The sequence below is a fragment of the Micromonospora sp. CA-249363 genome (genome assembly GCF_050950185.1).
Taxonomy (GTDB): Bacteria; Actinomycetota; Actinomycetes; order Mycobacteriales; family Micromonosporaceae; genus Micromonospora.
Genome location: NZ_CP192020.1, coordinates 3,487,308 through 3,501,105 on the forward strand (window position 1 = coordinate 3,487,308; position 13,798 = coordinate 3,501,105).

15 protein-coding genes are annotated in these 13,798 nt (G+C 74.2%); 11 read left to right on the plus strand and 4 right to left on the minus strand.

Annotated elements, in window-relative coordinates:
- Genes ACQPZK_RS16140 through ACQPZK_RS16190 form a run of 11 tightly spaced genes read left to right on the plus strand, consistent with a single transcriptional unit; the run spans nt 1 to nt 10,433 of the window.
- Nucleotides 1-483, plus strand: a complete 483-nt coding sequence (locus ACQPZK_RS16140; RefSeq protein ID WP_433533736.1) for a phage tail protein — start codon at nt 1-3, stop codon at nt 481-483.
- On the plus strand, nt 458-1,717 hold the full coding sequence (locus ACQPZK_RS16145) for a hypothetical protein (RefSeq protein WP_433533737.1): 1,260 nt from the start codon (nt 458-460) through the stop codon (nt 1,715-1,717). The genes ACQPZK_RS16140 and ACQPZK_RS16145 overlap by 26 nt, the downstream gene beginning before the upstream one ends.
- Nucleotides 1,717-2,691 carry a hypothetical protein gene (locus ACQPZK_RS16150; protein ID WP_433533738.1) on the plus strand — a complete coding sequence of 325 codons (975 nt, stop codon included), beginning with the start codon at nt 1,717-1,719 and terminating at the stop codon, nt 2,689-2,691. Before ACQPZK_RS16145 ends, ACQPZK_RS16150 begins: the two co-directional genes overlap by 1 nt.
- Nucleotides 2,688-4,280: a contractile injection system protein, VgrG/Pvc8 family gene (locus ACQPZK_RS16155; RefSeq protein WP_433533739.1), complete on the plus strand. Its 1,593-nt coding sequence runs from the start codon at nt 2,688-2,690 to the stop codon at nt 4,278-4,280. The genes ACQPZK_RS16150 and ACQPZK_RS16155 overlap by 4 nt, the downstream gene beginning before the upstream one ends.
- Nucleotides 4,280-4,618: a hypothetical protein gene (locus tag ACQPZK_RS16160; RefSeq protein ID WP_433533740.1), complete on the plus strand. Its 339-nt coding sequence runs from the start codon at nt 4,280-4,282 to the stop codon at nt 4,616-4,618. The genes ACQPZK_RS16155 and ACQPZK_RS16160 overlap by 1 nt, the downstream gene beginning before the upstream one ends.
- A complete protein-coding gene (locus tag ACQPZK_RS16165; protein WP_433533741.1) occupies nt 4,615-5,046 on the plus strand; it encodes a GPW/gp25 family protein in 432 nt (143 codons plus the stop codon). Before ACQPZK_RS16160 ends, ACQPZK_RS16165 begins: the two co-directional genes overlap by 4 nt.
- Complete coding sequence (locus ACQPZK_RS16170; protein WP_433533742.1) at nt 5,043-7,694, plus strand: putative baseplate assembly protein; 2,652 nt, start codon at nt 5,043-5,045, stop codon at nt 7,692-7,694. The genes ACQPZK_RS16165 and ACQPZK_RS16170 overlap by 4 nt, the downstream gene beginning before the upstream one ends.
- A complete protein-coding gene (locus tag ACQPZK_RS16175; RefSeq protein ID WP_433533743.1) occupies nt 7,675-8,220 on the plus strand; it encodes a phage tail protein in 546 nt (181 codons plus the stop codon). The genes ACQPZK_RS16170 and ACQPZK_RS16175 overlap by 20 nt, the downstream gene beginning before the upstream one ends.
- 9 nt (nt 8,221-8,229) lie before the next feature.
- Nucleotides 8,230-9,162, plus strand: a complete 933-nt coding sequence (locus tag ACQPZK_RS16180) for a hypothetical protein (RefSeq protein WP_433533744.1) — start codon at nt 8,230-8,232, stop codon at nt 9,160-9,162.
- The gene (locus ACQPZK_RS16185; protein ID WP_433533745.1) at nt 9,159-9,617 is read left to right on the plus strand and encodes a hypothetical protein; all 459 of its coding nucleotides are present in this window, start codon (nt 9,159-9,161) and stop codon (nt 9,615-9,617) included. The genes ACQPZK_RS16180 and ACQPZK_RS16185 overlap by 4 nt, the downstream gene beginning before the upstream one ends.
- Nucleotides 9,618-9,662: 45 nt before the next feature.
- Complete coding sequence (locus tag ACQPZK_RS16190; protein ID WP_433533746.1) at nt 9,663-10,433, plus strand: hypothetical protein; 771 nt, start codon at nt 9,663-9,665, stop codon at nt 10,431-10,433.
- 45 nt (nt 10,434-10,478) lie between these two features.
- On the opposite strand, the gene ACQPZK_RS16195 is transcribed toward ACQPZK_RS16190, so the two are convergent.
- From ACQPZK_RS16195 to ACQPZK_RS16210, 4 genes are read right to left on the minus strand one after another with little or no spacing between them, the layout of a single operon-like run.
- Complete coding sequence (locus ACQPZK_RS16195) at nt 10,479-11,324, minus strand: PmoA family protein (RefSeq protein WP_433533747.1); 846 nt, start codon at nt 11,322-11,324, stop codon at nt 10,479-10,481.
- Nucleotides 11,321-11,950, minus strand: coding sequence for a hypothetical protein (locus ACQPZK_RS16200; RefSeq protein ID WP_433533748.1), 630 nt, complete (start codon nt 11,948-11,950; stop codon nt 11,321-11,323). Before ACQPZK_RS16200 ends, ACQPZK_RS16195 begins: the two co-directional genes overlap by 4 nt.
- Nucleotides 11,934-12,815 (minus strand): carbohydrate ABC transporter permease, encoded by an 882-nt coding sequence (locus ACQPZK_RS16205; protein ID WP_433533749.1) that lies wholly within the window; start codon nt 12,813-12,815, stop codon nt 11,934-11,936. Before ACQPZK_RS16205 ends, ACQPZK_RS16200 begins: the two co-directional genes overlap by 17 nt.
- Nucleotides 12,815-13,798, minus strand: coding sequence for a carbohydrate ABC transporter permease (locus tag ACQPZK_RS16210; RefSeq protein WP_433533750.1), 984 nt, complete (start codon nt 13,796-13,798; stop codon nt 12,815-12,817). Before ACQPZK_RS16210 ends, ACQPZK_RS16205 begins: the two co-directional genes overlap by 1 nt.

The following is a 13,798-nucleotide window of genomic DNA, read 5'->3' on the forward strand; positions in this document are numbered from 1 at the left end:
ATGGCCAACCCCGCCACCCCGCAACCCGGCGCGCCCGTCGACCCGTACCGGGCGTACAACTTCCGGCTGCTCATCAACGGCGTCACCAACGGCCACTTCACCGAGATGAGCGGACTGGAGGTGAACATCCCCGGGCAGCCGTACCGGGAGCACGGCCCCGGGCCGACGCGGATGGTCCCCGGCCAGGCCGAGTACGAGCCGGTGACACTGCACTTCGGCCTGACGGCGTCCCGTGAGCTGTGGGACTGGGTGAACGCCACCGCCAAGGGCACCCTCAACCGCCGCAACGTGTCGGTGGTGCTGCTCGACGCGGCGGGCACCGCCGAGGTGCTGCGCTGGAACCTGATCGACGCCTGGCCCACCCGGTGGCGCGGAGCGCACCTCAACACGGTCGGCCACGAGATCGCCATCGCGTCGCTGACGCTGCGCTACGAGGGCCTCGAACTGGAGGCCGGCGGTGCCGCCGCGCCGGCACCCGCGTAGCTGGCTGGCCGGTCGCCTCCGCTCGGTGGCCGGCGCGGTGCAGCGCCTCGCCGGACGCGTCGAGAACGCGGTCGCCGAGCCGGAACCTCCGACGGACGTGCCGCGTCGTCTCGGCGAGCCACCGCGGCACTGGGTGGACCTGGTCGCCGCGCACGCCCCCGGCCTGCTCCGCGAGCTGGACCTCGACCAGGGCGCGGCGGCCCGGGACGAGACGCCGGCGCGGCGGCCGGACCGATCCGGCGGCCCGGTCGGCCCGGCGGCCCGGCCGTTCGCGGGGCGGACCGACCGGCCCACCGCCGCCGTTCAGGGCCGGCTCGGCGAACCGCACCCGCGCGTCCGGCCGGGCAGCGCTGGTGAGCACGCCCACCCCGATCCGGGAGCGGGCGGTCCCGGGCACCCGGACGGCGGGTCCGACCGACGGCCTCCGGTCATTCGACAAGCGATCCCGGACGGCGCGGAGTCGTCGAGCGGGCCGGCCCGCTCCCACGGATCCCCGTCGACCAGCGGGCGGGACAGCGCGGCGGGCGGTGGCAGGCCGTTCCGAGCGTTCGGTGTCGCCGACCCCGCTGCGGCGGTATCCACCGCGACACACCTGTCCCCCACACCGAAGCCACCCGTCGTGGAAGGTCTCGGCCCACGATCCATTGCGGACGCGACGGGGCTCGGGCAGGGCGACGCGAGGGACGGCGAATCGTCCTGGCCCGCTCTGCCGGGCGAGCACCCCGCCGAACGGATCGCCCGGCCCCACACCGGCCAGCATCCCGCGCGACTCCCCGACCAACGGACCGAGCAGCACCGGGAGCGAGTTGCCGACCACCACCCCCGCGGGCACCTCAGGCAGTTGCCCGAGCACCACGCCGGCCGATTCCGTGACCAGCAGCAGACGGTCCGGTATCGGGGGCCGGAGGTGGCCGCGCCGCCGCCCGGCCAGCCCGCCGCACCCCAGCACCCGCGACCGGAGCGCGACCAGCGCGCCGACCGCCCGTCCGTCGGCGTGTGGCACGGGCAGCGCGGCGGCGAACTCGGGCAGTGGGACAGTTCGCCGGGGTACGGGACGGGCACCGACAGCGCCGGACGCCGGCCGGTGAGCGTGCCGATCCCGGCGGCCGCCGTCGGGCCCGGCCTCGACCCGTGGCCGGCCCTACCGGATGACGGACCACTGTGGACGGTGCCCGGCGCGGCGCTCGACGCGGGCCACGAGCGCCGCCTCGACCGGGAGCAGGCGGGCGGCTGATGGAACGGGTCGCCTTCCTGATCGACACCACCGGGGAACGGGTGGACTGCCTGCTCAATCCGGAGACCGTGCAGGTGACCCGGCTCGCCGGCGTACGCCATCGGGGTGCGGGCGGCGCGCAGCTCACCGGCTCCGGTCTGGCCGACGACCCGCTGATCTTCACCGGCGGCGGCCGTACGGAGCTGGTGCTGGACCTGCTCTTCGACGTCGACTTCGTCCAGGCGCAGGTCCGCCCCGCCGACGTACGGCTGCTGACCCGGCCGCTGTGGATGCTGGCGGAGAACTCCGCCGCCGAGCACGGCTGGTTGCGTCCGCCGCTGGTCCGGCTGGTCTGGGGCAAGACGTGGAACGTGCCGGGCGTGATCGTGGCGGTGGCCGAGCGGTTCGACGCGTTCACCGGTACCGGTTCGCCACGGCGCTCCTGGTTGCGGCTGAAGCTGGTGCGGGCCGCCGAGACCGCCGACCAGGCACAGGCCGGCTTCGCCGAGGAGCTGGCCGCGGCGAGCACCCCGGCCGCCGCGCCGGGTGGCGCCGTGGTCGCGGCCGGCGACGGCGCCACCGAGCCGGGCCACGCCGGGGTGCGCTTCGACCTGCTGGCCAACGACGCGCTCGGGTCGCCGCTGCGGTGGCGGCTGCTGGCCGAACACAACCGGATCACCGATCCGCTCGCGGTGCCGGCCGGTACGACCCTCGCGATTCCCCCCGTCACCTCGGGCGGCCCCACGTCCGAGTCGACGCTCGGCACGATGGCCCGGGCCGGCGGGTCGTTCGTGGACGCCGCCGTCGCCACCGCCGCGAGCTGGGCCGCCTCGATCGCCGCCGCGACCCGGGCCGGCCCTGGCGAAACGGCCGCCGCGACCTGGGCCGGCCCTAGCGACACGGCCACCGCGACCCGGGCCGGCCCGCCCGGAACGGCCGCCGCGGGCGCAACCGCGTCGACCGGCGGCCCGCCAGCTGCGGGGAGTACGCCGTGACCAGCGTCGCGCCCCGGGCGCTGACCGTCCTGCTCGACGGCGTCGAGCTGAACGCCGTGGCCCGCCGGCGGATCCGCTCGCTGCGGGTGGCCGCCCGTCTCGACCAGCCGACCCAGGCCGAGCTGGTGCTCGCCACCGCGGCCGGCACCGCGGCGCTCGACCCCGCCGTGCGCCCCGGCACGACCCTCGACGTGCGGCTCGCCGACCATGCCGACGCGCTGTTCGTCGGGGAGGTGACCGGTGTGGAGGTCGAGTACGCCGCCGACGGCGCGGCGGTGCTGCGGCTGCGGGCGTACGACCCGCTGCACCGGCTGCGCAAGCGGCAGGACCTGCGGGTCTTCACGTCGGTGACGGCCGTGGAGCTGGCCCGGGACCTGTGCGGCGCAGTGGGGCTGACCGTGACGGCCGAGGACGACGGCCCACGGCTGGAACGGTTGGTCCAGCACCGGCACAGCGATCTGGAGCTGCTCTGCGAGGTCGCCGGGCGGGCCGGGCTGCACCTGGCCGCCGACGGCGACGGCGTACGACTGGTCACCCTCGCCGGCTACGGCGAGCCGGTCCCGCTGGCACTCGGCGCGGGTGTGCACACCCTGCGGTTGTCCACGAACGCGGACCAGGCCAGCGGCGCGAGCGCCGCGCTGGGGTGGCACCCGCAGCGGGCCGAGCCGATCAGCCAGCGGGCCGACGAGGCGCGCTGCGGTCGACCGGCCGGTGACCGTCCGGATGCGGCCGACGTGGGGGCCGACGGAATACGTACCGCCGTCGACCAGCCGGGACGCAGCGACGACGAGTTGGCCGCGCTGGCCCAGGCGCGACTGGACCTGCGCGCGGCCGCGTTGTCCACCGCCGAGGGCGTGGCCGAGGGTGATCCGGCGCTGCGACCGGGACGACGGATCGAGCTGGCCGGGGTGCCCGACCCGCTCGCGGGGGCGTACGTGCTGACCGAGGTGGTGCACACCGTCGACGGCGACGGGCACCTCACCCGGTTCTCGACGGTGCCGCCGGCCACGACGCCCACGGCGGCCGGCGGGGCGGTCGTCACCCTCGGCACCGTGACCGACGTGGCCGACCCGGACGGGTTGGGCCGGGTACGGCTGACGCTGCCCGCGTACGGGGACCTGGACGCCGGTTGGCTCGGCGTGCTCTGCCCCGGCGCGGGACGCGGCAAGGGTCTGGTGGCGCTCCCCGACCCGGACGACACCGTGCTGGTGGTGCTGCCCGGCGGCGAGCCGGCCGCGGGCATCGTGCTGGGCTCGCTGTTCGGGGCCGTCGAGCCGTACGACGCGGGCATCGACGACGGCCGGGCCCGGCGCTGGACGCTGCGCACGGCCGGTGGCCAGTCGATCGTCGTGGACGACGTCCAGCGCAGCCTGCGGCTCGGCACCGAGGGCGGCAGCTGGCTGGAACTCACCCCCGACCTGGCCACCCTGCACGCGGCGACCGACCTGGTGATCTCCGCGCCGGGGCGGGCCATGGTGGTCCGCGCCCGCAGCGTGGACTTCCTGCACGCCGAGGCGACGGAGGACCCGACCACCGCGGCGCAGCAGGCCCGTTCGCTCGCCCGCGCCCATCACGAAGGAGGCGGCTGATGCGCTGGATCCACCGCGACTCGGTGATCGCGTGTGACCACGACGGCCGGGTCGAGAACCAACCGTCGCAGCGGTGGGTGACCGTCACCGCCGTGCCGGTGCTGGTGGACGACGACCCGGAGGGACGGACGATCGTGGCCTGCCCGAACTACGGCCCGACCATCAAGCCGTGCGGGAAGACGCTGACCGTTCGCGTGGGCTACAGCGAGTGGCTGCGCGTGGACGGGCACCGGGTGGTGCTGTCGCACCTGGAGGGGTTCACCGACGGCACACCGCCGAACGCGGTCCACCACACCGTCCGCGACCCCCGGCAGCGCTTCCTGGGGGCGGACCGGTGAGGGCGTTCCGCTTCGTCGGGGCCGGCTTCGACGCCGGCCGGGGCGGCGGGTTGGCGCTCACCGCCGCCGGTGGCCTGGCCATGACCGAGGGCGACGAAAGCGTACGCCAGGCGTTGTTCCTGCTGTTGTCGACGACGCCGGGCGAGCGGCTGATGCGACCCGGGTACGGCTCCCGGCTGCACCGGCTGATCTTCGCGCCCAACGACGACACCACGGCCGGGTTGGCCATCCACTACGTGCGGCAGGCCATCGCCCGCTGGGAGCCCCGGGTCGAGGTCATCGACGTCGACGCCGGGCCGGACCTGGACGACGCGTGGCGGCTGGTGATCCGGCTGGACTACCGGGTGCGGGCCAGCCTCACGCCCGGCCAGTTGGTGTTCTCCGTGGATCTGCTCCCCGCCGACGACGAACCGGGAGAACCGTCATGACGCTGCCCGTGCCGCACCTGGACGATCGCGGGTTTCTCGACCTGGTCACCGAGGCCCGCGAGCGCATCCGCCAGTCCTGTCCCGCCTGGACCGACCTGTCGGCGCACGACCCGGGCATGGCGCTGGTGGAGGCGTTCGCGCACCTGACCGAGGTGATGATCTACCGGCTGAACCAGTTGCCGGAGAAGGCGTACGTGCAGTTCCTGAACCTGCTCGGGGTGGCGCGGCACGCGCCCACCGCGGCCTGGGCGGACGTGGTGTTCACCCGCGCCGGAACGGACACCTCGGCCGTGCGGATCCCGGCGGGGCTGCGGGTCGCGGCGGCGCGTGGCGCCGATCCCCGGCCCGTCGTGTTCGTCACGACCGAGCCGGCGGTGCTGCCGGTCGGGGAGTCCTCGGTGACCGTCCGCCTGCACCACTGCGAGCCGGTGGACGCGGAGCTGCTGGGCGTCGGCACCGGCCAGCCGGGGCAGGTGCTGCGCGCGGCCCGCGCTCCCCTCGCGCACACCGGCGAGCCGCTGGACCTGCTGCTCGGCGTGGAGGTGCCGACCGGGTCGGTGGAGCTGGGGGCGGCGGCCCGCGAGCACGAGGGCCGCACGTTCGAGATCTGGCAGCCGGTGGACAGCTTCGCCGGGCTCGGGCCGCAGGCCAAGGCGTACCTGGTGGACCGCTGCTCGGGCACCGTCACCTTCGCCCCGGCCCTGGACCTGCGGTCGCCCGCCGGCGGGCCCGCCGCGTCGACGCCGGTGGCGGCCGTGCCGCCGGCCGGGCGGCAGGTCCGCCTCTGGTACCGGGCCGGTGGTGGTCCGGCCGGCAACGTCGCCGCCGGGACGCTGACCACCCTGCGCGATCCACTGCCCGGGGTACGCGTCGACAACCCCACCCCGGCGGCCGGTGGCCGGGAGATGGAGGCGTTGGAATCGGTGCTGCTACGCGGCCCGTACGAGTTCTTCGCCCAGCAGCGCGCGGTCACCGCCCGCGATTTCGAGGTCCTCGCCACCAGCTCCGGCGCGGTGGCACGGGCCCGGGCGTTCACCCGCTCGGCCGTCTACAGCTTCGCCCGCCCGGGTGAGGTCGAGGTGGTGCTGGTGCCGTACGTGCCGCCGGCGGCCCGCCCGGGCGGCCGGCTGCCGGTGGCGGTGCTGCGTGAGCACGAGGTGCCCGAGGCCCGCCAGCGCGTCGAGACGGACCTGGAACAGCGCCGGATGGTGGGCATCCGCTCGCGGGCCAGCTGGGCCCGGCTCAAGGCGGTGTCGGTGCGGGCCCGCGTGGTGGTACGGCGGGAGGAGGACGTGGACGCGGTCCGGCGGCGCATCCACGACCGGCTGCACCAGACGCTCAGCCCGCTGCCCACCGCGCTCAACCCGAGCGGGTGGCCGTTCGGGGAGCCACTGCGGGCGTCGAACGTGTACCGGTTGTTGGAGCAGGCCGAGCCGGGCGTGCGGTACGTCGAGTCGGTGCGCTTCGTGGTGGACGAGGCGCCCGACGCCAACGTCCGCGCCCTCGCCGTCGACGCGTACCAGCCGCGCACCTGGTACGCCGGGCGCGGCCCGGTGCTGTTCCGCTCCAGCAACGCGGGCGCGGGCTGGGAGCCGGCCGGCCGGTTCGAGGACGACGAGACGGTCCTGCGGGTGGCGCCCGCGCCCGCCCCGGTGCGGCCCGGCATCGTCGCGCGTCCCGGGTCGGTGGCCGTGGTGACGGTGCGCGCGTCGGGCGGGTCCCGGGTACGCCTGAGCACCGACCTGGGCGAGACGTGGTCGCTGCTGGCCGACCTGGACGCGCGCATCTCCGACGTGGCGTGGCTGGACCGCGACGGCGCGGGCGCGCTGCTGGTGGCGACCGACACCGGCCTGTACGAGGTGTCGCTGCTGCCCGGCGCGGTGCCGTTGCAGATCCTCGTCGATCCGTCCGACGCCGACCGGGGCTTCTACGCGGTCCGCGCCTTCGTGTCCGAGCGCGGCGCGCCGGGGGTGGCGGTCGCGGCGCAGGCCAGCTTCGGGGTGTACCTGTCGACGGCCGGCGGCCGGCCCGGCACCTTCACGCACGTCGGGCTCTCCAACGTGGACAATCGCGTCCTCGCGGTGCAGTACGACGGCCCGGCCACGCTGCTGTGGAGCGGCGCGGGCGAGCCGGACCCGAAGAAACCCGGCCAGGGCTGCCACCGCACCCGGCTGTTCGAGTCCGACGTCAAGTGGCAGTCGGTGCAGGCCGGCTGGATCGGCGGCACCTGCCGGGATCTCGCGTTCGCCGGGCAGCAGGCGGTGGCCGCCACGCAGAGCGGCGGGGTGCTGCGGCTGGACACCCTGGCCGCCCAGCCGCAGTGGCAACCGGTCTCGGTCAACTGCGGGCTGCCGTTGCGGGACCGGACCCGGTTCGTGCCGGTGGACGCGGTCGCCGTGAGCGGCCCTCCGGCGGCGGCCGTCGGCGCGGGCGGTCCGGCGGCCCCCGGCGTGGGCGGCCCCGCGGCGGACCGGCTGGTGCTGGCCTGCGGTGAGCGCGGCGTGTACCGCAGCGCCGACACGGTCACCTGGACCGCCAGCGCCAACCAGGCCACCGCCGACGTGGTGACCGTCCCGGACACGTGGCTGCTCTGCTCCGGCGAGCACGACATCGAGGTGGTGCGCCAGGATGCGACGCTCGGCGATTGAACGGCTGCTGCCCGCCGCGTACCAGCGGGCGTGCGTGCCGGGCAGCGTGCTGTGGGCGCTGCTGGACGTCATGGAAGGGCTGCACGCCCCGGACGAGGCGATCCTCGCCGAGGTGGACGCGCTGTTCGACCCGTACCGGGCGCCCGACGACATGGTCGTACGCCTGACCCGCTGGGTGGCGATGGACCACGTCGTGGCGTCGCACCGGCCGGACGCGCCGCTGCCCCTGCCGGTCGGGCGCCTGCGTGACCTGGTGGCCCACGGCGCGCTGCTGGCGCGGTGGCGCGGCACCCCGTACGGGATGCGCCGGGCCCTGGAAGTGGCCACCGGAGTGGACGGCTTCGCCGTCGACGAACCCGACGACAGGCCCTTTCACGTCGTGGTGCGGGTGCCGGCGGCCGCCGCCGACCACCTCGCCGTGATCACCCGCATCGTCGAGGCGGAGAAACCCGCGGCGACCACCGCCGAGGTCGTCCTCGCCGCCTCGCCACCATCGGATCAGCCGACCGCGGCACCGTCCGCTTAAGGAGCTGTCATGACCACCGAATGGGCCGTCGTCGCCGCCGCGTCGCAGTTCACGCTGGACGCCGCCAACCACGGCGAGCTGACCTTCACCGTCTCCAACCCGGGGCTCGCGCCGGACACCGTCGTCTTCGACGTGGCGCCCGGCGAGGGCAGCCAGCGGGCCTGGTTCACCGTCACCGAGCCGCAGCGGGTGGTGCCCGGTCAGGGTTCGGTCTCGTTCCTCGTCCGTCTCGCCGTGCCGGCCGGCACCGCGCCGCGCCGCTACGACATGACCGGGTTCGCGTACTCGGCGAACACCGCGCCGGAGGAGAGCTCACGCTCCAGCGGCCGGGTGACGTACGAGGTCCGGGCGGTCGCCGCGCCGAAGCGGACGCCCTGGCCGTGGATCGCCGCCGCGGCGGCGCTGGTGCTCGTGGTCGCGGGGGTGGTCGGCTACCTGCTGACCCGCTCCGACGGCCCGCCGACGCCGGGCACGCCACGGGTCGTGACCCTGGAGGCGGAGAGCCTGGTCGACGGCGCACGGGTGGACTCTCCGGCGAAGACCGCCGCGGGCATCGACGCGCAGCCGAACTGCTGCGACGTCACCTGGTCCGACGACGCGCAGCTGTTCTTCACGGGCCTCGCCCCCGGCGACCGGGTGAGCGTCACCGTCGAACTGCCGGCCGACGCCCTCTGGCGGTTCTCCACCACGCGCACCACGAGCTTCGACTACGCCAACACCATCTGGCAGATCGACGGCGTGCAGCTCGGCAGCACCTTCTTCGGCTTCACCCCGACGGTCGTCCTCCAGGACTTCACCGACGTGGGCACCGTCCGGCTGGGGGCGGGTCGGCACACGCTCACCCTGGTCGTCGTCGGCAAGACGCAGGGCTCCGACAAGTACTTCGCCGGTGTGGACCAGATCCGCTTCACCGAGGTGACCGGGGCGGTCGCGCGGCGATGAGCGGTCGGCAGAAGGTCGTGCTGGTGACCCTCGCGGTGCTGCTGGTGGCGCTCTTCGCGCTCGCCGTCGGCGTCGGTGGCGGCGAGCAGGGACGCGCGGACGATCGGCCGGGGATCGTGCAGCGGTTGGGCCGCCTGGCCGGCGGGAGCGGCACGATAGATCCGGCGACGGTGCAGGCCGACTGCGACCGTACCGGCGACGTGCTCAGCTTCGTCGGCGGCTGCGCGGTACGCGTGGCCGACCCGGGCGAACTGCGGACGTTGGTGCTGCGCAGTGGCCGCCCGTTCGTGGTGACCGCCGCGGCGCCCGGGGACGCCGACCTCACCGTGCGCTCGGAGGTCGATCGGGACGACGACGGCGAGGCGGTCGCCCGGATCGCTGTCGACAGCGCGGCCACGGTGCTGCTGGGCTGCCCGGGAGGTGTCGGATGCACGGTCACCGTCGCCGCCGAGTGACCGGCGTCCCGGGCAGCGTCCTCCTCGACCGTACGGAGGCCCGCCATGGGTGACCTGCGCAAACCCTTCCTGCTGCTGGCGTTGGTCGCGATCACGCTGGTGGTCCTCGTCGAGGTGGGATCGTCGTTGCTCACCGGGGGCGGCGACGCCACCGGGGCGCTGCTGGTCGGCGCGGCGGAGCTCGGCGTGGAGGTGGACGCCGCCGGGGTCAGCGAACCGTCCGGGCGGGGCACCACCTACCTGGCGCTGGTCGACGCGGTGGCGCTCTGGACCACCGGCCTGTTCTGCCTGAGCCTGGTGGTGCCCGAGCGGGTGCAGGGCCGGATCCAGGGCGTCGCGACGCTGATCTTCTCAATCCTGCTCATCCTGGGCTCGCTCGTGCTGCTGATCATCGCGTTCGTGGAGCTGATGATCATGGTGTCGCTGTTCCTGGCCGTGCCGTTCGGCACTCTCGCGTACCTCGCGCTGTGGGGCTTCTTCCCGGTCGGCGACGCGGCGGTGCTGCTCGGGCTGGCACTGCTGCTCAAGCTCGTGTGGGCGGGGTTGCTGGTGCTGGCCCAGCCCCGGTTCCTGCAGAACAAGGGCCTCGTCCTGATAATCCTCACCACCCTGCTGTGCACCGTCGTGCTGGAGTTCCTGCACAATCTGGTGCCGGTGATCCTGGTGAGCATCGTCGACGACGTGGCGGCGCTGGTCTTCGCGATCATCGCCATCATCTGGGGCCTGGTGCTGCTGATCGGCTCGATCCCGGCGATCGTCAAGGCCATCCGGGTCACCGCCGCCGCCGTACCCGCCGCCCTACCCGGTCGATCATGAAGTTGTCGTCACCACGCCCGGCGTGTCGTGACCACAACTTCATGATCAACGGCCGCTGACGAGGGCCGCACAGCGGTCGGGCGGCAGGGTGCCGTCGCAGATCAGCACCTGGTAGCGGCCCTGGCGGGTTCCGGCGGCGGGGATCTCCGCGGGGGTGTCGAAGGCGAAGGCCACGCACACGCCGGGATACATCGCGGTCCGCACGAACCAGCGGTCGCCGGGGCCGAGGCCCGCGAAGACCAGGGTGTACGCCCCACCGCCCGGCCCGACGCCGGCCAGCGCCAGCCACGGGGCCGCGCTGCCGTTGACCGCCTCCTCCCCTGCCGCGTCGGCGGTGAACACCGTCGCCTCGCCGTCGGCGACCGCCCGCCAGAAGAACCCGCCGTAGCCGGCTCCGCCGGGACGGCCGTTGGTGGCTGGGCTGCCCAGGCGCACGGACCTGTCGGGCGGCGCGGTGAGCGCGGAGTCCAGGTCGAGCCGCCAGACGTCCGGCGTCACGGCCGACGCGACGAGCTGACGCCGCTCGGTGAGCAGCACCCCGCCGCGCGGGTCGCGCCACTGGAGCTGGTGGGCCAGCAGGTCGGCCGAGCGCCGCGTCCAGTCGGTGTGGACGATCCGCCCGTGGTCCTCGCGCCACGTGTAACCGACGTCGCGCACGTAGGTGCGTCCGCCCCACAGGTTGACGCCGTCGACGTCCTGCACGGCGAGGGAGGCCCCCAGGTGCCAGACATGGTCGGCGGGGAGCGCGTCGGTGACCACCGTGCCGCCGAGGGTGTGTACCGGGTGCAGGTACGGCCGGGGACCGTGCCGCGCGTCCAGCGCCGGGTCGACGACGTACCCGGCCACCTCGTTCCCGCCGACGAGCAGCCGGGCGGGCTCCTCGACGCTCACCGTGCCTCCACCCGCTCCGGGACCGGTCGACGGTTGGCGACGGCGTGCAGGGCCGCCAGGGTGTAGCCGGCGAGGATCGGCACGGCCACCGGTGTGACCAGGACGGCGAGCAGACCGGCCAGTACCGTCACGCCCACGAGGGCGGCCCACCGGGCGGGCGCGTCGAGGCAGGCGCGGACGCTGGAGCGGGCCGCGACCCGCCACCGCCCGCCCCCGTTACGGCCCGCCTCGACGACGACCAGCCCGGCGTACCCGGCCAGCGCGACCGCGACCAGCCCGGTCACTACCAGCACCGGTTGACCACCGGGCACCCGGCCGGTGGCCAGCGCCGCCAGGTCGGCGGCGAGCAGCCCGAGCACGCAGAGTCCGAGCAGGCTGACCGGCACCCCGGGCAGCACCGAGCGGCCGAACCGGCGCAGCGTCGTACGCGCCGACGGCCAGCTCCCGGTGCGCGTCCAGTCGTGCACCGCCGCGCTGGCCGTGCCGGCGGCCCCGGCCACGGTGAGCAGCGGCGCCGCCGCGAGGGTCAGCAGGATGCCGAGCAGCGCCAGGTCGGCGGCGTCGCGGGCGACGTCCCGCCAGTCCCGCCGTCCGACGGCGTCGAGGGGTTCAGCCCTTGATGCCACTGGTGTTGATCCCCTCGACGAGCATCCGTTGGAAGGCGACGAAGAACAGGAAGACCGGCAGCAGCGACAGCACCGACATGGCGAACATCGGCCCGACCGCGCTCTGGCTGGTCGAGTCGATGAACAGGGTCAGTGCCACCGGCACCGTGTAGTCCTCGAGTTGGGACAGGAAGACCAGCTGGCGGAAGAAGTCGTTCCAGGTCCAGATGAACGAGAAGATCGCCGTGGTGACCAGCGCGGGTCGGCTCAGCGGCAGGATGATGTGCCGGAAGATGCCGTACGGGCCGGCGCCGTCGATCCGGGCCGCCTCGTCCAGTTCGCGCGGGACGCCCCGCATGAACTGCACCATGAGGAAGACGAAGAACGCCTCGGTGGCCAGGAACTGCGGAATGAGCAGCGGCAGGTAGGGCCACTCGCCGCCGACCAGACCGAGGGTGCGGAACAGGATGTACTGCGGCACGATCAGCACGTGCTGGGGCAGCAGCAGCGTGCCGATCATGACGGCGAACCACATCCCCCGGAGCCGGAACCGCAGCCGGGCGAAGGCGTACGCGGCCAGCAGGCAGGAGATCCCGTTGCCGACGACGGTGAGCAGGCTGACCAGCGCGCTGTTGAGGAAGAACCGGCCGAAGCTGACGTCGAAGTTGGACCATCCGGCGGTGTAGTTGCCCGGGGTGAGCCGCTCCGGCAGCAGCCCGATGTTGTTGACGATCTCCTCCTGGGACTTGACCGAGGTGCCGACCATCCAGATCAGCGGATAGAGCACCACGGCCACGATCGCCACCAGGATCAGCAGCCGCAGCACGGGCCGGCCACCGGGGCGTCGTCCCGCTCGCGGCAGCGCCGCCGCCGTCGGAGTCGCCATCACCGGTCCTCCCCGTCGGAGTAGTGCACCCAGAACCGCCCGGTGCTGAAGAAGATCGCGGTGATCACCGCGATGGCGAGCAGGAACACCCAGGCCATCGCCGAGGCGTAGCCCATCTCCAGGTCGGTGAAGCCGGTGATGTAGAGGTTCAGCGTGTACATCAGGGTGGAGTCGACCGGGCCGCCGGTGCCGTTGCTGAGCACGAACGCGGCGGTGAAACCCTGGAACCCGTTGATCGTCTCCAGCACCAGGTTGAAGAAGATCACCGGGGAGAGCATCGGCAGCGTGACGTTGCGGAACTGCCGGAACCGGCCGGCCCCGTCGACCGACGCGGCCTCGTACAGCTCGGTGGGCACCTGCTTGAGCCCGGCCAGGAAGATCACCATCGGGGCGCCGAACTGCCAGATCGCCAGCACCATCAACGTCTCAAGGGCCCAGTCCGGGTCGTTCACCCAGGGCCGGCCCTCGATGCCGACGAGGCTCAGCAGCGAGTTGAACGCCCCGTCGCGGTTGAACATGTTGACCCACACGATGGCCAGCGCCACGCTGCCGCCGAGCAGCGACGGCAGGTAGAACAGACCCCGGAACAGCCCGACGCCGCGCCACGCGCGGTTGAGCAGCAGCGCGACGCCGAGGGCGGCGGCCAGCTTGAGGGGTACGGCGACCAGCGCGAAGGTCAGGGTGACCCGCACCGCGTGCCAGTACGACGGGTCGGCGGTGAACATCCGCTCGTAGTTGGCCAGCCCCACCCACCGGACCTCGGAGAACGGGGTGAGGATGTCGTAGTCGGTGAAGCTCAGGTAGAGCGACAGCAGCATGGGTACGGCCGTGACACCCATCAGGCCGATGAGCCACGGCGACAGGAAGACGTACCCCGCCAGACCCTCGCTGCGCCGGGCGGTGCCGGGCCCACGCCTTGCGGCGTGGGCCCGGTCGGATCCGGGGCCGCGTCGGGCCTTGACGGGCGCCGTGGTCAACGCCAC